Here is a 16,534-nt window from a genome sequence, read left to right as displayed (position 1 = left end):
TGGGGCGCGCCGCCGGGGCGCGGCCGGAGGCGGAGGGGCGCGGCGCCGGGCGGACCCCGCCGGCCGCGCCCGGGTCGCCGGCCGCCGGGGCGACGGACGCCCGGTCGGCCGGGAGGTCCTGGGCGACCTGGCTGGCGTCCGGGGAGCCCTTGAGCACCACCAACGCGCTGGTACTGGCGGCCAGACCGGTGATCGCGAGGATCGCGCGACGCATGTCGGGTGCCCTTTCTACAGCTCGAACGTGGCGAGGTGGATCTGCCGGCGGGGCACGCCGGCGGCGCGCAGCACCCGCACCGACTCCTCGACCAGCCCGGACGGACCGCAGAGGTAGACGTCGCGGCGGGCCACGTCGGGCACCAGCCGGCGCAGCCCCTCCGGGTTCATCACCTGGCGGGGGCCGGCGTCGTCGCGGGAGCCGATGACGTACCAGACGGAGACCTGGCGGGCCTGGGCGAGCCAGTCCAGTTCGTGGTGCAGCAGCACGTCGGCGGGGGTGCGGGCGCGGTAGATCAGCGCGGCGCCGGGCGGCAGTTCCTCCAGCATCGCCCGCAGCGGGGCGATGCCGCTGCCGCCGGCGATCAGCAGGGCCCGCTCCCGGGTGCGGTGCGCGGCGGTGAAGGTGCCGGACGGTCCCTCCGCCCAGACCCGGGTGCCCGGGTCGAGGTCGCGCAGGTCGGCGGTGTGCGCGCCGACCACCTTGACGGTCAGCCGCAGCCAGCGGCCGTTGGCCGCGGCGGAGAGCGAGAACGGGTGCGACTGCCACCAGCAGCCGCGGGTGAGGAACCGCCAGCGGAAGTACTGCCCACCCAGCATGTCGATCTGGTTGAGCCGCGCGCCGGTCAGGTAGATCGAGATGGTGTCCGGGGTCTCGGCCACCACGTCGGCCACCTGGAGCCGGTGGCGCAGGTTGAAGCGCAGCGGGGCGACCAGCCGCCCCCAGACCAGGGCCGCGACCACCAGCAGGTAGGCGGTGATCCAGCCGGTGCGCACCGGCCCGGGCTGGAAGAGCTGGGCGCCGTTGCTGAACTGGTGGCCGAAGCCCAGCAGCAGGGCCGCGTAGCTGGTCAGGTGCAGGTGGTACCAGAGCTCGTAGGGCAGCAGGGTGCGGATCGCCCGGACGCCGGTGAGGCCGACCAGCACCATGATGCCGGCGGCGGCGAACGCGGAGAGCATGTCCTCGTAGTCGCGCAGCAGCACGCCCACCTCGCCCACCACCGACTGCTCGTCGGCCTCGGCGTAGGCCACCAGCAGCAGCGACATGTGAGCGAGCACCGCGACGAGCAGGGTGGCGCCGACGTCCCGGTGCAGCCGGGAGATCCGCTCGCCGCCGAGCCAGCGTTCCAGCGCGCCGAGGCGGCTCATCATCAGCACCTGCACCAGCAGCAGGTAGCCGGCGACCAGGCCGGTGATCCGCCCGGCGGCGGTGAGCACGTCGCCGGTGTCGGCCAGCGCGCCGGCCGGAGTGTCCAGCCACCAGGGCAGCACGCTGGCCACCAGGCCGAGCCAGAACAGCGCGGACACCGCCCGTCGGCCGCCGGGCCCGCGCCGGGGCAGCGCCGGTGTCGGGGGTACGGGGGCGGCCGAACGGCCGCCGTGCCGGAACGAGCTCCCGGTACGGCGGCCGCCGGCGTACGTGTCCTGGTACGTCACGCGTACAGCTTCATGGGGGTGTACTTCTGCCTCGGGAAGATCTTGTCCACCTCGGCGTTGGTCAGGCCGAACCGCCCCTGCGCCACGCTTCCGTAGACGTTGAACATGTTGTTGTACTCAGGTACGTCGCCACTGTCGAGATCGTTCAATCCGTTCCAGGTGCCGAGCAGCGAGCCGGCGAGCTTGCGGCCGGAGAGCAGGGTGACGACGCCGCCGTGGCCGTGGTCGGTGCCGCCGCTGTTGGAGGCGACCCGGCGGCCGAACTCGCTGGACACCATGACGGTGACGTCGGCGGCCCGGTCACCGAGGTCGGTGAAGAACGCCGCCATCGCCGTGGCCAGCTCGTTGAGCCGCCGGTGCAGCTGGCCGCCGTCGCGGGTGCCCTGGTTCTCGTGGGTGTCGTAGCCGCCCATGCCGACGGTGGCCACCCGGACGTTCGCCCCACCCTTGATCAGCTGGGCGAGCTGCTGGAACGCGGACCCGACGCCCTCGTATCTCACCCCGGCCGCCGGCTGGTACGGCTTGGCCGCCAGCCGCTGCGCCGTGGCCAGCGCGCCCATGCCGTCGAGCACCGCCTCCTGGACGGGGTGGTTGATCCCGGTGAACAGGCCCCGGATCGCCTTCTCGGTGGCCGCCCGGTACTTCTCGTCGCCGTTGAGCCGCAGCGAGCCGACGTTGTTGATCGACAACGCGCCGTTGGTGCCCACCAGCGACCGGGGCAGCGTGCTGCCGATGCCGACGCTGCGGAACGCGGTGCCCTTGCCCAGGGTGTCGACCAGGCTGTCCAGCCAGCCCCGGCCGCCGGTCTCGTTGGGCAGGCCGCCCAGGTTGCAGGCGTCCGCGGCCTGGAAGTGGCTGCGGGACAGCCGCTCGTCGGAGACCGCCGGGATGAAACCGAGCTGGCCGGCCTTGAGCCACTGCTCCAGCGGCTGGAACGCGCTGGTCAGCTTGAAGCCGCGGCCCAGGGCCAGCGAGTCGTTGCCGAGCAGCAGGTCGGGCCGCGCCTTGGCCAGCACCGGGTCGTTGTCCGGGGCGACCAGGCTGAGCCCGTCCAACCCGCCGTAGAGGAAGACGTGGATCAGGGTGCCGGTCTTGGTCGCCGCGAACGACGCCGAGGTGGTGACGAACTGCGCGGTGGCCAGCGCGGTGGCGGTGGCGGCGGCGCCGGCGACGAAGGTCCGCCGGGTCACCCCCCGCCCGTCCTGCTGGGCCTCCTCCAGGTCCTCCAGCCGGCGGTAGCGGTCGGCCTCGGCGGCCCTCTCGGCGGCGACGATGTCGGCCTCGGCGCGCAGCAGCGCCGCGGCCGGGTCGTCGGCCAGCCGCCGCAGGTCGGGGCATTCGGGGTGCAGGGGGAACGAGTGCACAGTCTTCTCCATCGGGTGCCTCACCGGAGGTGGTGCTGGGGGGAAGCGAGGATCGCCCGCGCGACGGCGGTGACGGCCCCGTTGAACGTCGCGTCGACCTTGGCGGCGGCCGGCACGCCGGCGACACCGAGGATCAGCGCCTTCTCCTTGGCGCTCAGCTTCTGGTGCACCAGCCGCTGGGCGAGCGCGTCCACGTACGCCCCGGCGGTCGCCGGCGGCTTCGCCACCAGGTTCTCCGCGCTGGTGTAGGTGAACTCGGTGCGGTAGCCGTTGAGCAGGTCGGCGGCCTCGTTCCAGCCGTTGACCATGGTGCCGGCCGAGGTCCAGGCGACGTAGACGTCGGGGTAGCCGTCCGGCGTGGGCTGGCCCATCGGGTACTGGCCGAGCTCGCGCAGCTTGTCGTGGACCTGGCGCAGCCCCCGGGCGAACGCCGGGCGCCCGCCGTCGGACTTGAAGCCCCGCGACGCCTCCGGCCGGACGTTGAGCGTCCGGTAGGTGGCGATCAGGTACTCCATCGGCCGGCGCACCTTCTGCCCCACCGCCGCCCAGAACTCCGAGGAGCTGAAGAGCGTCATCAGCAGCGGCTTCACCATGCCCTTGTTGACCGTGTACGTCTTGGCCAGCCGGTCCACCAGGGACTTCGGCGGGGTGTCCGAGACGAACCGGGTGGCGAGACTGCGCGCCACGTACCGGGCGGTCGACGGGTGCAGCGCGATGTAGCGGATGTACGAGTCGATGACCGCGTCGGCCTTCTTCGGGTCCGCCGAGGCGTTCGCGTGGCTGAAGCCGAGAATCTTGACCTTGCCCAGGTAGTGCTGGTCGGCGCGGAAGACGTACCTACCGTCCTGGACACCGCGGCCGGTCTGGAGCATGGCCGCCTGCCGCACGTCCTTCTCGGTGTAGCCGCCGTCGACACCGACCGAGTACAGCTCGAGGTTCTCCCGGGCGAGGTTCTCGTTGATGGCGTCCTTGCGGGAGTCGTTCTGGCTCAGGTAGAGCAGCAGCGCGGGGTGCTTGTTGGCGGCGACCAGCATCTCCGGGTAGCTGCCCAGCGCGTTGGCCCGCACGACGTCCCGGTCGAACGAGTTGCGGTAGACCTCGCCGCCGTCGAAGTCGGCGGCGACGTGCAGGAAGTCGTTCCAGAAGTCGACCATCACCTCGAAGAGCTGCCGCTCGGACCAGATCTGGCGGGCGATGGTGGCGTCCACCATCTCCCGCTCCGGCTGCACGCCCTTGTCGTTGAGCTGGTCGCGCTGCTCGCGCAGCTGCACCGGGCTCAGCTTGAGGCTGGGCAGCTCGGCCAGCTTCAGCTCGGCCGGGCTCGGCGCGATCTTCTCCGGGTCGAGCTGCCAGCGGAGCCAGCCGTCGATGCCCAGCCGGCGGATGTCGGCGAGGGTCTTGGGCGAGGCGCCGAAGGTGGCCCGGCTGGCGAGGTGCCGGACCGGGTCCTTGGCCAGCACGGTCTTCACCGTCACCGGGGTCTCCGCCGCCGCGGCGGCCGGGCCGGAGAAGGTCCGCCCGCCGGTGGGGGAGTTCTTCTTCAGTGCGGCCCCGGCCCGGGAGCCCATGTAGCTCTCGTTCTGCTCGGTGTAGGTGCGCACCGTGCTCGCCTGTTGCCCGCTGGGACGGGCGGCGGTGCCGTCGGTGACGGTGGTGCCGGTGGCGTCGCCCGCCACCGCGTCGTCGCCGCCGAAGAAGCCGCGCACCGACGAGTTCATCGCGAGGGCGGCGCCGCCGGCGACCACGGCGGCGGTGCCGCCGATCGCGGCCAGGGCGCGCCGCCGGCCGACCCGGCCGCCGGGCTCGTCGCCGTCGTCCAGTGGGGGCAGCCCGGTGCCGGCCGGCTGGTGGAACGACTGCCGACCCAGGCCCTCCGGGCCGACCCACTGCGGGCCGCGGGGGGCCGGCTGGGTGGCGTACCCGGCGTGCGGCTGGCCGGGGTCGACCTGGCCCTGGTACTGCACGGCGTACGGGGTCGAGCGGTGGACGTCGCGGTATCCGTCCGGGGTGGGGTGTTGTCCAGCAGTCCAGCCGCGGTCTTCCCACGGTCCGCGCGGTGGCACATTCTGGTCGGCCATGCACCAATCCCGATTTCTTCAAGGCGCCGACACGCTGCGACCGGAGCGGGGCGGAGGGTGCGGCGACTGTTGCCTGAGGGGGTTGCTACGGGAAGGTAACCAAGGGGTGGGGGGCCTTCAAGGCGCTCACCAGCGGTTCCGGGCGGCACTTAAGACACCGCTCAGCGCGCCCTCCGGGGGCCCGGTTTCCGCCCTGGCGAGCACCGACGTCCGGAGCAGGGGCGACTCGGTCCCCCCGGGCCGCGACGTAACGTTTCCGGCCCACGCGACGCTTTTAGCCGCGTTCACGGGCACAGTCAAACTTAAGGAAGGGATAAGCCCGCGCTGAGCCGTTCCTGACCCGCGTCCGGTCGCCCCACCGGCGGCGCAAAGTGGCAGCAGCGGGAGGGCGTGAGCCGCCGCAACAGCGGGTAAGCCGCCGGACCGCTGAAGCCGTGAGGGGAAGGCATCGCCATGCTCAGCAAAGAGGATCAGCGCAGATTCGAACAGATCACCCGGCAGCTCCGGGAGAGCGACCCGAAGTTCTTCGCGAGACTCGACCATCGGGCGCGAGCCCGACGCGGGCGCTGGCTGATGATCCTGACGATCGTGCTCTGGGCGTCACTGCCGGCGATGACCGTACTGGCCGGACGGATGGCCGGGGCGATCTGCGCCGTCGTACTGGCGGCCAACGCCGCCCTGATGTGGCGCTTCCGCCGCCGCTGGCTATGACCCGCCGGCCACCACGGCCCGGCACCGGCGCCTCCACGTCGCCCGGATCGAGATCGTGGGCGGTCGGCGTCCACTGCGGACGGCGACTGTCCACGACCCGCCGGGGGCGGAGTCAGGACCGGCCGAAGGTCCGGTAGGCCCGGCGCAGCCGCTCCAGCAGACCGGGGCCGCCGATGGCGGGCGCGGGCGCGCCGAGCTGCCGCAGCAGTAGCTCGGGGCCGGTCGCCAGCGTGGGCGGCCGGTCCGGCAGCGGCACCGGCGGCAGCCAGAACCGGTCCACCGCCTCGTCCAACCCGATCGCGGGCAGTCCGGCGAGCACCCGCGCCGCCCCGGCGGCCGGGACCGGTCTCGCGTGGGGTGTCGGGCCGGCGACGGCCGCGTCCGGCGCGCCGGTGTCCGGACCGGACGGTCCCGGCGCGCCGGCGGGGTCGGTCGCGCCGGCGCGCAGGGCACGCAGCCGGTCCAGCAGCTCGGCCCGGCCACGGCCGCGCCAGTGCAGCAGCTGGAACGGGTCCGCGTCGAACGCCTCGGCGAGCAGGTAGAAGGTCGCCGCCAGGTGCTTGCAGGGCACCGCGAAGTCGGGGCAGCTGCACCGCTGGGTCAGCTCCGCCACCCCGCTCGGGAAGAGCGGGGCGCCGGCGTCGGCGAACACCTCCTCCAGCTCCGCCGGGAGGTCACCGGCGAGCAACCGGGCGCTGAAGAACGCCTGCGCGGCGAGGTCCCGCTCGACCCGCTCCCAGAGCGCCGCCGGGAACACCGGCAGCTCGATGCCGACCCGGTACGGCTCCGCCCGGGAGCCCTGCACGGTGGCCTCGACCCGGCCGGGCGTCACGTCGAGCCGCAGCACCTGGCCCTTGCGGGCGTACGACCGGCCACGGGTCAGCCGGGTGCCGAGGGCGAACGACTCCAGTACCTCCAGGAAGCGCCGCGACCACCAGGAGACCCCGATCGCGCCCCGGGTGCTGCGCGCCTTCAGCCCGCCGTCGACCCGCCGGGGCGGGCCGAAGTCGGCGAACCGGCCGGCCACGCCCGCGTCGGCGTCCGGCGCCCGGTCGCCGGGCGGTGGCGTGCGGTCGGGGACGGTCACTCGACCACCGCCCCGGCCTCCAGCGCGAACAGCTCGCGCAGCTGGGCGGTGGACAGCTCGGTGACCCACTGCTCGCCGCTGCCCACCACCGAGGCGGCCAGGCTGCGCTTGTCGGCGATCATCGCGGCCACCTTCTCCTCCACCGTGCCGGCGCAGACGAACTTGCGTACCTGGACCCGGCGACGCTGGCCGATCCGGAACGCCCGGTCGGTGGCCTGGTCCTCCACCGCCGGGTTCCACCACCGGTCGACGTGGACGACGTGGTTGGCGGCGGTCAGGGTCAGCCCGGTGCCGCCGGCCTTGAGCGACAGCACGAAGACGGCCGGGCCGTCCGGCGACTGGAACCGGGTCACCATCGCGTCCCGGTCCGCCTTGCCGACCCCGCCGTGCAGGAAGAGCACCTCGCGGCCGAACCGGGCCGACAGGTGCCCGCGCAGCATCGCGCCGAACTCGGCGTACTGGGTGAAGAGCAGGGCCTTCTCCCCCGCCGCGAGCACCTCGTCGAGGATCTCCTCCAGCCGTTCCAGCTTGCCGGAGCGCCCGGGCAGGGCCGAGCCGTCGCGCAGCAGCTGCGCCGGGTGGTTGCAGACCTGCTTGAGCCGGGTCATGGTGGCCAGCACCAGGCCGCGGCGCTCCATCCCGTCGCTGGACTCGATCTTCGCCAGCATGTCGTCCACGATGGCCCGGTAGAGCGAGGCCTGCTCCGCGGTGAGGTTGCAGAGCACCTCCATCTCCAGCTTCTCCGGCAGGTCGGAGATGATCGAGGAGTCGGTCTTGAGCCGGCGCAGCACGAACGGGCCGGTCATCCGGCGCAGCCGGGCGGCGACCTCGGCGTCGCCGTGCCGCTCGATCGGCACCGCGTACGCCTTCCGGAAGCCGGCGGCCGGACCGAGCAGCCCGGGGTTGGCGAACTGCATGATCGACCAGAGGTCGGCCAGCCGGTTCTCCACCGGCGTACCGGTGACCGCGACCCGGTGCCGCGCGGGCAGCGACCGGACCGCCTCGGCCTGCCGGGTCGAGGCGTTCTTGATCGCCTGCGCCTCGTCCACCACCACCCGGTGCCAGCCGATCGAGGCGAGCGCGACGGCGTCCCGGGCCGCCACCGAGTAGGTGGTCACCACCAGGTCGGCGGCGTGCACCGCCTCGGTGAACTCCGCGCCGCGCGCCCGGTCCGCGCCGTGGTGCACGTGCACGCGCAGCCCGGGGGTAAACTTCGCCGCCTCCCGCTGCCAGTTGCCGACCAGCGACATCGGGCAGACCAGCAGGGTCGGCCCGGCCGCCGGCGGGTCCCCGGCGAGCAGGGCCAGTAGCTGCACCGTCTTGCCCAGCCCCATGTCGTCGGCGAGCACCCCGCCGAGCCCGAGCGACTGGAGGAAGGCCAGCCAGGCCAGCCCCCGCCGCTGGTACGGGCGCAGGGTGCCCTTGAAGCCCGGCGGCGGGTCGAGCGGGGTGAGCCGCCGTTCGGCCTCCCCGGCGAGCAGGTCGCCCAGCGGCCCGTCGGCGGTCACCTCCAGCACCGGCAGCGCCTCGGGCCGGTCGGCCCCGGACAGGCCGAGCCGGAGCAGGTCGGCGACGGTCAGCTCGCCGGCGGACCGCAGCAGCCGCAGCCCGGCGGCGAGCCGCTTCGGGTCCAGCTCCACCCAGCGGCCGCGCAGCCGCACCAGCGGGGTCTTCAGCGCGGCCAGCGCGGCCAGCTCGTCGGCGTCCAGCGTCTCGTCGCCGAGCGCCACCTCCCACCGGTAGTCGACCAGGGCGTCCAGCCCGAGCCCGCCGGCGGCACCGGCGACGGTGCCCGGGGCGGTACGCCCCCGGGCCTGCAACCGGGCGCCGAGTCGCGTCGACGGCCGCTGCCACCAGCCGGGCAGCAGCACCCCGAAGCCGGCGGCGTGCAGCACCGGTGCGCCGTCGCGCAGGAACCGGTGCGCGCCCTCGGCGTCCAGCTCCAGCTCCTCCGGGGCCGGGGTGCGCAGCGCGGCGTCCAGCGCGGGCCAGAGCCGGCCGGCGCGGCCCAGCTCGGCCAGGAGGGTCTCCTGCGGGTCGTCGCGACGGCCGGCGAGCGCGGGTACGGTCTCCGGCGCCCGCCAGACCTGGGCGGCGTCGACGTGCAGGCTCGGCTCGTCGGCGGCCTGCAGGCCGAACTCGACCCGCCAGCGACCGGCGGGCCGGACCACCGTGGCCGGGTCGGCCGGCACCACCACCAGCGGTTCGACGATCTCCTCGGCCGGCGGCTCGACCAACCGGAAGCTGGCCCGCACCGCCCCACCGGCGGCGTCGCGCTGCCAGTCGTCCAGCTCGGCGCGGAGGGTGGCCAGCGCGGCGGGGTCGGCGGTGAAATCCCGGTCCGGCCCGGACAGCGCGGTCAGCCAGCCGGCGACCACCCCGTCGCGGCGCCCGCCCCGGGCCAGGTCGGTGTCGGCCAGCGCTGCCCGGGCGGCGGCGTCGGTGAGCGCGTCCAGCGCGTCGGCGACGAGCGCGCCCGCCCCGGGATCCGCCGCCCCGGGACTGCCGGACGCACCGGCCCGGCCGGGTCCACGCCCATCGGTGAGTACCGGTCCGGCGGCGGACGCCGGGTGGGCTTTCTGCGACGCCGGTCCGGGGTCGAGGACGGACAGCGGCCCGCCGGCGGACCGGGCGGCCGGGGGCAGGGCCAGCGCGAGCGAGCGGGCCCAGCCGGCGTCGGTGCCGGTGAGCAGCGGCCGCCAGACCGCCCGGGCCACCGCCACCGCGCCGCCGTCACACGGAGCCGACTCGGCCATTGCGGGCAGCAGCCGCCCCCGGGACACCAGGTCGACCGCGAACTCGGCCAGCTCGGCGAGGTGGCGCAGGGTGGCGCCCGGCACGGCGGCGGCCCCGTCGAGTGCGCGCAGCAGGGTCAGCGCCTCGTCCGGGGCGTACGTCAGGACGGGCACCCGCCACCCGGCCAGGGTGACCGGGCCGCGGACCGGTTCGGCGACGGTGGTCCGCACCAGCTCGGGCGAGTCCAGCGGGGATCCGGCCCGGGTGGGCAGGGTGAGCGGCAGCGAGCCGGCCCCGGCCGGGACGTCGCCCAGCGCGGCGGTGAGCGTGGCGTGGCCGGCGGCGAACGGGTGGGGGCGCTCGCGCGGGGCCCGGCCGGGCCGGCGCGGCGCCCGGGCCGGCGCGGCGCTGTCCTCCGCCCAGACGGCGAGACCGACGCCGACCAGCCACAACCCGTGGATGACCAGCACACGCTCCCCCTCGTCGACGCCCGGCCCAAGGATAGGCGGCGGCCACCGGCTAGCGTCGGCGCCATGTTCGACCTGCTCGTGGTCGGCGGCCTGGGGGTGGATCTGCGGGTACGCGTGCCCGCGATCCCGCCCCCCGCCGCCGACTCGCTCATCGTCCCGCCGATCGAGGCCCGGATCGGCAACACCGGCGCCGGGGTGGCCCTGGCCGCGCACGCACTCGGGCTGCGGGTCGCCCTGGTGGACGTGCTCGGCACCGATCCCGCCGGCCAGGTGGTACGCGCGGCGCTGGCCCGCACCTCGGTGCACACGGTGCTGGTCGACAACCCGGGCGGCACCCGGCAGTCGGTGAACCTGGTCGACCCGGCCGGGCGGCGGATGTCGCTGTACGACCCGTCCCCGTGGACCGGCCCGGCGGCGCCGTTCGCCGAGGACGAGCTGGCGAAGCTGGTGCGCGACGCCGCCCACGTCCACGTCTCGATCATGGACTGGGCCCGGGACCGGCTGCCGGTGCTGCGCGCCGCGCTGCCCGACGGGGTGCCGCTCTCCACCGACCTGCACGACTGGGACGGGCGGAACCCCTACCACCGTCCGTTCGCCGAGGCCGCGGACCTGGTCCTGGTCAGCGGCGTACACCTGGGCGGCCGGGCCCCGGCGGTGGCCGCCGGGCTGGCGCCGCGCACGGTGGTGGTGACCCGGGGCGCGGACGGCGCCGACCTGCACCCGGGCGGCGGCGCGCCGGTACGGGTGCCGGCCACCGTGCCGGCCGCGCCGGTGGTGGACACCAACGGGGCCGGGGACGCCTTCGCCGCCGGGCTGGTCGCCGGCCGGCTGCGCGGCGCGGCGCTGCCCGACGCGGCGGCCTACGCGGCGGCGGTGGCCGCCGCGGCCTGCACCCACGACGGGATGGAGTACCCGCCGGGGCTGCTGCCGCGCGGCTGACTCAGAGCACGCCGGTCTCGCCGTCGGTCAGCTCGCGGAGGATGTCGGCGTGGCCGGCGTGCCGGGCCGTCTCCTCGATCATGTGCACCAGGATCCAGCGCAGCGACACCTCGCCGAGCTGGGGGTGCGGCACGACGTGTTCCAGCGGGAACCGGGCCGCTACCTCCCGGGACCGCGCGCAGGCCCGCTCGTACGCGTCGACGAGCGCGTCGAGGGTCTCCCCCTCGTCCACGGCGAAGCTGGCGGCCGCGTCCTCCTCGGCGGTCGGGAAGACCTCCCCGGGGGCGGGGTCGAGCAGGATCGGAAACCAGTTCCGCTCGATCAGGGTCAGGTGCTTGAGCAGGCCGGCCAGGGTGGTCGCGGACGGCACCAGCCGGCGGCGGGCGTCGACGTCGGCCAGGCCGCGCACCTTGCGCAGCACGATGCCCCGGTGGAAGTCGAGGAACGCCGTCAGCACGGCCCGTTCGTCGCCGGTGCGGGCCAGGACCGGCGCAAGCCTGGGGTCGATCTCGATGTCCGCCATTCCTGAACCGTAGACCCCCGCCCGCCCGGGCCGCTGCCGGCAAATCCTGCGGCGCGGCGATCGCCGGGGCAGGATGGGCCCATGGCATCAACGGTGCGGATCCCGCTGGCGGACGGCCCGGCGGACGGCGAGTCGGTCGTCGTCGAGCTGGACAGCAACAACCGTCCGCCACTGACCCATCACCACCTCGGCCCCGGCGGGCTGGCCGACGCGCAGATCTACGAGCTGGAATCCGTCGGCGACGAGTACTGCTACCGCTGGCGCGGCCCGGCGGTCTGAGCGGTCCGAGGTGGCACCGGGGCGGTCAGGCCTCCATCCGGGCCAGCGCCCGGGACCGCAGGCTCTCCAGCACCGCCCGGGTGACCTGCGAGGTGCCCCGGGCCTGGTCGCAGACCTCGGCGACCAGGCGGGCGGTGGACTCCGCCCGGGACTCGCGTTCGTCCCAGAGCCGGTCGACCTCCGCGAGCAGCGGGCCCTCCACCTCCCGCTCCACGCCCCGCAGCGCCGGCACCCCGAGCCGCTGGGCCAGGTCGAAGACCTTTCCCGCGTACGGCAGGGGAAGGAACGGCGTGCCCACCATCGCGGCGAAGATCAGGAAGTGCAGCCGCATGCCGACGGCCAGGTCGAAGTGCTTCATCAGGCCGAGCACCTGTCGGGGCGAGTAGTCGCCGTGCAGGACCCGGCCCCGGTCGGCGGCGATCATGTGGGACATCACGCCGTGGGAGTGCCGGATGTCGTCGCGCTCCATCGGGACGAAGAGAACGTAGGCGTCGATCCGCTGCACCAGGAAGTCGCCGATCTGCGCGATCAGCCGGTGGTACCCGTCGACGTCGAGTCGCTCGGCGGCCCGGCCGGGCTCGCGGACGCTCAGTCCGACCAGGCGCTTGCCGGCGGGCACGCCCTCCTCGCGCAGCAGCCGGGCGGGGAAGTCCTCGGGTTCCAGCAGGAACGCCGGGTCGGCGGTGACGGTGATCGGATTGAGCAGCCCCGCCTCCTCCAGCACCATCCGGGACTCCTGGTCCCGCACGGTCACCTCGATGGCGTCGGCCAGGGTCTCCCGGACCATGCCGGTGTCGACCCCGTCGCTGAGCGGTCCCACCCCCACCGCGTACGTCAGCAGCGGCAGGCCCCGCTCCTGGGCGACCCGGACGACGCGCAGGTAGCGGCGGGCCTCCCGGTCGTACAGGATGCCGCCGCCGCCGAGGATCAGCAGGTCGAGCTGGGCGAGCACCTCCGCGGAGTCGACCCGGCTGACCCCCTCCCAGGGCACCGCCTCCACGTCCGGGTGGGCGAGCGCGGTGTGCGACGGGTTGCGGGAGAAGACGATGATCCGGGCGTGGGGTTCCTGTTCGCGCAGGTCGGCCAGGAGACCAGTCAGGATCGCCTCGTCGCCGAGGTTGCGTCCGCCGTACGAGCCCAGCACACCGATGGTCAGGCCGGCGCCGTCTCTCATCCGTCACTCCTCCCGGGGTACGTCGCAGGCGGTTTCCCGCTGCGGCGGGTGGCATACCTCGGGCCGCACGGGGCGGCGGGGGCGTGCTCAGGCGCGGGCGACCAGCCGGGACACCAGGGCGGAGACCACTTCGTCCGGGTCGAAACCGGCGTCGATCGAGGTGGTGAGGAGATCGAGCAGGAGCCCGTCCAGCGCGTAGTGCAGCAGGGCCACCTCGAACGCCCCGCCGGGCAGCCCGGCGGCGACGTGGAATGCGACGTCGTCGCGGTAGCCGCGGCGCAGCGTGTCGCCGAGGATCCGGGCCAGTTCCGGCCGCCGCACCGCCTCCAGCCGCAGCTCGATCAGCGCCCGGGTCAGCTCCGGCTGGGCGGTGGTGCGCTCGACGATGTAGCGCACGTAGTCGGTGAACAGTTCCAGTGACGGCTCCCGGGCGCCCAGCTCGGCGAGGGTGCGCTCGTCCGGGGCGAACCGCTCCATGATCCGCTCGCCGAGCGCGCCGAGCATGGCGTCGCGGGAGCGGAAGTAGTTCGAGGCCGTACCGAGCGGAACGCCGGCCTCGGCGTCCACGGCGCGGTGGGTCAGGCCCCGCGCCCCGGTCGCCGCCAGCACCCGCAACCCGGCATCGGCCAGCGCCATCCGCCGCTCCACGTTTCTCGCCACGGATTCACCCTAGCGGAACCACGACAGGTGTTGTAGTTTCTCAACCACGACAACAGTAGTGATTCAGGAGTTCGGTTGCGCAAGCTCGTGTACTACGTCGCCAGCACCGTCGACGGCTTCATCGCCGCCCCCGACGGGTCGTACGACTTCCTCCCGCTCGAACCCGACGTGCAGGAGCACCTGGTGGCGACCTGGCCCCAGACGTTCCCCACCTTCACGCACGAGCGGTTCGGCATCGACCGGCCGGCGGGCCGCTTCGACGCGGTGGTGATGGGCCGAGCCACCTACGACCCGGGGCTGGCCATCGGCGTCACCAGCCCGTACGCCCACCTGACCCAGTACGTCCTCTCCCGCTCGCTGCCCCCGGCGGACTACCCGGACGTGCAGCTGGTCGACGCCGACCCGGTCGAGTTCGTCCGCGACCTGAAGCGGCGCGACGGCGGCGACATCTGGCTCGCCGGCGGTGGACAGCTCGCCGGCCAGCTGCTGCCCGAGGTCGACGAGCTGGTGGTCAAGCTCAACCCGGTCCTGATCGGCCGGGGCGTGCCGATCGTCGACCGGGAGTTCGACCCGCGCCGCTTCCGGCTGGTGGAGACCCGGCCCTTCGACAGCGGGGTCGTCGTGCTGCGCTACCTCGCCGGCTAACGCGGTTGCCCACCGGCCCGGCCCTGCACCACGCTGGGCGGATGGGTGAGCTGGTGAGGACCCGGATCGGCTGGGCCGACCTGCCCGACCACGTCCGGTCGGCGGTGCAGGACGTCCTCGGCGACCGGGTGGTCGAGGCGGTGTCCCAGCCGGGCGGCTTCTCTCCCGGCACCGCCGACCGGGTCCGCACCGCCGACGGGCGGCGCGCCTTCGTCAAGGCGGTCAGCCGGGCGCGCAACGCCCACAGCGTCGCGCTGCACCGGGCCGAGGGGGCCGTGGCCGCCGCGCTACCGCCGTCCGCCCCGGCGCCCCGGCTGCTCGGGCGCCACGACGACGGCGAGTGGGTGGCGCTGGTCTTCGCGGACGTCGAAGGCCGGCACCCGGCCACCCCGTGGCGGGCCGACGAGCTGACCGCCGTGCTCGAGACGCTGGCGGCGATGGCCGCGGCGCTCACCCCCGACCCGGTCCGGCACGCGCCGACCGCCGTCGAGCGCCTGACGTACGACTTCACCGGCTGGGACCGGATCGCCGCCGACCCGCCCGCCGACCTCGATCCGTGGGCCCGAACGCACCTGGCCGACCTGCGCGCCTCGGCCGCGCGGGGGCTGGCCGCCCTCGACGGCGACACGCTCTGCCACATCGACCTCCGGGCCGACAACCTGCTCGTCGACCCGGCCGGCGCGGTGACCGTCGTCGACTGGCCGCACGCCTGCCGGGGACCGGCCTGGTTGGACACCGCGCTGCTGCTGGTCAACGTCGCGCTGCACGGCGGGCACGACACCGAGGCGCTGCTGCGCCGGCTTCCGCTGACCGCGGCCGTCGACCCGGACGCGCTGACCGGCGTCTACGCCGGCCTGGCCGGCTTCTTCACCGACGGCGCCCGGCGGCCGCCTCCGCCCGGCATCCCCACCGTCCGGGCGTTCCAGCAGGCCCAGGCGGACGCCCTGCTGCCCTGGGTACGCCGCCGACTGGGCTGATCAGCAGGCCGCCGACCGGCGCGACACCGGTCCGGGCCGTGACACCATGACGTGTCATCCGCCGGGAAGGAGCCGTCAGGTGAGCGACATGGACATCCCGCACGCGGTCGGCGCGCCCGCCCGGCGGGCGTTGGCCGGTGCCGGCTGGACCCGGCTGGACCAGCTGACCACCGTCACCGAGCGGGAACTGCGGGCCCTGCACGGCATGGGACCGAAGGCGATCGGCGTACTGCGGGCGGCGCTGCGCGATCGCGGCCTGAGCCTCGCCGGGGAGCGGGCCGACGGCTGACCGGCCGAACGAGGCGTCCGATCGCCGCCAGACCGCAGGCCCGTCCGCGCCGATGCTGGGATGCATGACGACGACACTTCTGGACGGCAAGGTGGCCCTGGTGACCGGCGGTGGGCGGGGCATCGGGGCGGCGACGGCGCTGCGCCTCGCCGGCGACGGCGCCGACGTGGCGGTGACCTGGCAACGCGACGCCGAGCGGGCGGCGACGGTGGTGAAGCAGATCGAGGCGCTCGGCGGGCGGGCGATCGCCGTGCGGGCGGACAGCGCCGACCCGGCCGCGCTGCGGGAGGCGGTGGACCGGACGGCGGACGAGCTGGGCAGGCTGGACATCCTGGTGAACAACGCCGGGGCCTTCCTGGTCGGCGCGATCGACGAGTTCACCGCCGACGACCTGGAGCGCGCCATCGCGGTCAACGTCCGGGCGCCGTTCGTCGCGGCCCAGGCGGCCGTGCGGCACATGACCGCCGGGGGCCGGATCATCTCGATCGGCAGCAACGTCGGCGAGCGGGCCGTCTTCCCCGGCCTGGCCGCGTACGCGATGAGCAAGACCGCGCTCACCGGGCTGACCCGGGGCCTGGCCCGCGAGCTGGGGCCACGCGGCATCACGGTGAACCTGGTCGTCCCCGGGCCGACCGACACCGACGCCAACCCCGCCGACGGACCGAACGCCGACGCCATCCGGGGGTTCACCGCCCTGGGCCGGTACGCCGCGCCGGAGGAGATCGCCGCCACGGTGGCGCACCTGGCCGGCGACGACGCCGGCTACGTCACGGGAGCGGTGATCGCCGTCGACGGCGGCTTCACCAGCTGAGCCCGGCGGGCGGATGCCGCGGTGCCGGGGCGCTGAGCCGGTGCCGCGGCAGCCACCACGGTCTGGGGGCGGACGGACCCACGAGCGTGATACCTCAGAGTCATTTTGATGCCTCTGAGGTATCACCCCGGGTTGTGTGAC

At 74.7% G+C, this 16,534-nt stretch carries 14 protein-coding genes and 3 pseudogenes; 7 read left to right on the top strand and 10 right to left on the bottom strand.

The window, feature by feature from the left end:
* The 4 genes and pseudogenes from V6U89_RS09665 to V6U89_RS09650 all read right to left on the bottom strand — a co-directional run.
* Window positions 1-214: pseudogene (locus V6U89_RS09665) on the bottom strand (FMN-binding protein); the annotation flags it as partial.
* A 14-nt stretch (window positions 215-228) separates the two neighbouring features.
* Window positions 229-1,650, bottom strand: a complete 1,422-nt coding sequence (locus V6U89_RS09660; protein ID WP_334570402.1) for a ferredoxin reductase family protein — start codon at window positions 1,648-1,650, stop codon at window positions 229-231.
* Complete coding sequence (locus V6U89_RS09655; RefSeq protein WP_334570400.1) at window positions 1,647-3,026, bottom strand: DUF1501 domain-containing protein; 1,380 nt, start codon at window positions 3,024-3,026, stop codon at window positions 1,647-1,649. Before V6U89_RS09655 ends, V6U89_RS09660 begins: the two co-directional genes overlap by 4 nt.
* Window positions 3,027-3,034: 8 nt before the next feature.
* On the bottom strand, window positions 3,035-5,092 hold the full coding sequence (locus V6U89_RS09650) for a DUF1800 domain-containing protein (protein WP_334570399.1): 2,058 nt from the start codon (window positions 5,090-5,092) through the stop codon (window positions 3,035-3,037).
* A gap of 453 nt (window positions 5,093-5,545) precedes the next feature.
* On the opposite strand from V6U89_RS09650, the gene V6U89_RS09645 reads away from it, so the two are divergent.
* Window positions 5,546-5,803, top strand: coding sequence for a DUF3040 domain-containing protein (locus V6U89_RS09645; protein ID WP_179801196.1), 258 nt, complete (start codon window positions 5,546-5,548; stop codon window positions 5,801-5,803).
* A gap of 112 nt (window positions 5,804-5,915) precedes the next feature.
* On the opposite strand, the gene V6U89_RS09640 is transcribed toward V6U89_RS09645, so the two are convergent.
* The 3 genes and pseudogenes from V6U89_RS09640 to V6U89_RS30170 all read right to left on the bottom strand — a co-directional run.
* The gene (locus tag V6U89_RS09640) at window positions 5,916-6,830 is read right to left on the bottom strand and encodes an SWIM zinc finger family protein (protein WP_334570425.1); all 915 of its coding nucleotides are present in this window, start codon (window positions 6,828-6,830) and stop codon (window positions 5,916-5,918) included.
* A 56-nt stretch (window positions 6,831-6,886) separates the two neighbouring features.
* Window positions 6,887-9,367, bottom strand: a pseudogene (locus V6U89_RS09635) (DEAD/DEAH box helicase); the annotation flags it as partial.
* 140 nt (window positions 9,368-9,507) lie between these two features.
* Window positions 9,508-10,096: pseudogene (locus V6U89_RS30170) on the bottom strand (ATP-dependent helicase); the annotation flags it as partial.
* 63 nt (window positions 10,097-10,159) lie between these two features.
* Here V6U89_RS30170 and V6U89_RS09630 point away from each other — a divergent pair.
* On the top strand, window positions 10,160-11,035 hold the full coding sequence (locus tag V6U89_RS09630) for a carbohydrate kinase family protein (RefSeq protein ID WP_334570396.1): 876 nt from the start codon (window positions 10,160-10,162) through the stop codon (window positions 11,033-11,035).
* Window position 11,036: 1 nt separating this feature from the next.
* Here the strand turns inward: V6U89_RS09630 and V6U89_RS09625 are convergent, their stop codons facing one another.
* The gene (locus V6U89_RS09625; protein WP_334570395.1) at window positions 11,037-11,558 is read right to left on the bottom strand and encodes a DinB family protein; all 522 of its coding nucleotides are present in this window, start codon (window positions 11,556-11,558) and stop codon (window positions 11,037-11,039) included.
* An 81-nt stretch (window positions 11,559-11,639) separates the two neighbouring features.
* Between V6U89_RS09625 and V6U89_RS09620 the strand changes: the two genes are divergently transcribed.
* Window positions 11,640-11,837: a hypothetical protein gene (locus tag V6U89_RS09620; protein WP_334570394.1), complete on the top strand. Its 198-nt coding sequence runs from the start codon at window positions 11,640-11,642 to the stop codon at window positions 11,835-11,837.
* Between the two features lie 25 nt (window positions 11,838-11,862).
* Here V6U89_RS09620 and V6U89_RS09615 read toward each other — a convergent pair whose 3' ends face one another.
* The gene (locus V6U89_RS09615; protein WP_334570393.1) at window positions 11,863-13,011 is read right to left on the bottom strand and encodes a polysaccharide pyruvyl transferase family protein; all 1,149 of its coding nucleotides are present in this window, start codon (window positions 13,009-13,011) and stop codon (window positions 11,863-11,865) included.
* An 87-nt stretch (window positions 13,012-13,098) separates the two neighbouring features.
* Window positions 13,099-13,671 (bottom strand): TetR/AcrR family transcriptional regulator, encoded by a 573-nt coding sequence (locus V6U89_RS09610; RefSeq protein ID WP_334570392.1) that lies wholly within the window; start codon window positions 13,669-13,671, stop codon window positions 13,099-13,101.
* Window positions 13,672-13,746: 75 nt separating this feature from the next.
* Between V6U89_RS09610 and V6U89_RS09605 the strand changes: the two genes are divergently transcribed.
* The 4 genes from V6U89_RS09605 to V6U89_RS09590 all read left to right on the top strand — a co-directional run bounded on the left by V6U89_RS09605 (window position 13,747) and on the right by V6U89_RS09590 (window position 16,393).
* Window positions 13,747-14,316 (top strand): dihydrofolate reductase family protein, encoded by a 570-nt coding sequence (locus V6U89_RS09605; RefSeq protein WP_334570391.1) that lies wholly within the window; start codon window positions 13,747-13,749, stop codon window positions 14,314-14,316.
* A gap of 41 nt (window positions 14,317-14,357) precedes the next feature.
* Window positions 14,358-15,293 (top strand): phosphotransferase family protein, encoded by a 936-nt coding sequence (locus V6U89_RS09600; protein ID WP_334570390.1) that lies wholly within the window; start codon window positions 14,358-14,360, stop codon window positions 15,291-15,293.
* A gap of 79 nt (window positions 15,294-15,372) precedes the next feature.
* A complete protein-coding gene (locus V6U89_RS09595) occupies window positions 15,373-15,582 on the top strand; it encodes a DNA-binding protein (protein WP_442933894.1) in 210 nt (69 codons plus the stop codon).
* A gap of 64 nt (window positions 15,583-15,646) precedes the next feature.
* The gene (locus V6U89_RS09590; RefSeq protein WP_334570388.1) at window positions 15,647-16,393 is read left to right on the top strand and encodes an SDR family NAD(P)-dependent oxidoreductase; all 747 of its coding nucleotides are present in this window, start codon (window positions 15,647-15,649) and stop codon (window positions 16,391-16,393) included.
* Window positions 16,394-16,534: the final 141 nt, after the last annotated feature.

The organism is Micromonospora sp. CPCC 206171 (assembly GCF_036906755.1).
Classification (GTDB): Bacteria; Actinomycetota; Actinomycetes; order Mycobacteriales; family Micromonosporaceae; genus Micromonospora; species Micromonospora purpureochromogenes.
The sequence above is the reverse complement of the archived record's forward strand: the minus strand, read 5'-3'. Positions and strand labels throughout refer to the sequence as shown.

Excerpts from the sequence above, each read along its gene's own strand:
- V6U89_RS09590 (WP_334570388.1), top strand. The coding sequence starts at position 15,647 with ATGACGACGACACTTCTGGACGGCAAGGTGGCCCTGGTGACCGGCGGT.
- V6U89_RS09630 (WP_334570396.1), top strand. The coding sequence starts at position 10,160 with ATGTTCGACCTGCTCGTGGTCGGCGGCCTGGGGGTGGATCTGCGGGTA.
- V6U89_RS09650 (WP_334570399.1), bottom strand. The coding sequence starts at position 5,092 with ATGGCCGACCAGAATGTGCCACCGCGCGGACCGTGGGAAGACCGCGGC.
- V6U89_RS09645 (WP_179801196.1), top strand. The coding sequence starts at position 5,546 with ATGCTCAGCAAAGAGGATCAGCGCAGATTCGAACAGATCACCCGGCAG.
- V6U89_RS09655 (WP_334570400.1), bottom strand. The coding sequence starts at position 3,026 with ATGGAGAAGACTGTGCACTCGTTCCCCCTGCACCCCGAATGCCCCGAC.
- V6U89_RS09625 (WP_334570395.1), bottom strand. The coding sequence starts at position 11,558 with ATGGCGGACATCGAGATCGACCCCAGGCTTGCGCCGGTCCTGGCCCGC.
- V6U89_RS09600 (WP_334570390.1), top strand. The coding sequence starts at position 14,358 with ATGGGTGAGCTGGTGAGGACCCGGATCGGCTGGGCCGACCTGCCCGAC.
- V6U89_RS09615 (WP_334570393.1), bottom strand. The coding sequence starts at position 13,011 with ATGAGAGACGGCGCCGGCCTGACCATCGGTGTGCTGGGCTCGTACGGC.
- V6U89_RS09620 (WP_334570394.1), top strand. The coding sequence starts at position 11,640 with ATGGCATCAACGGTGCGGATCCCGCTGGCGGACGGCCCGGCGGACGGC.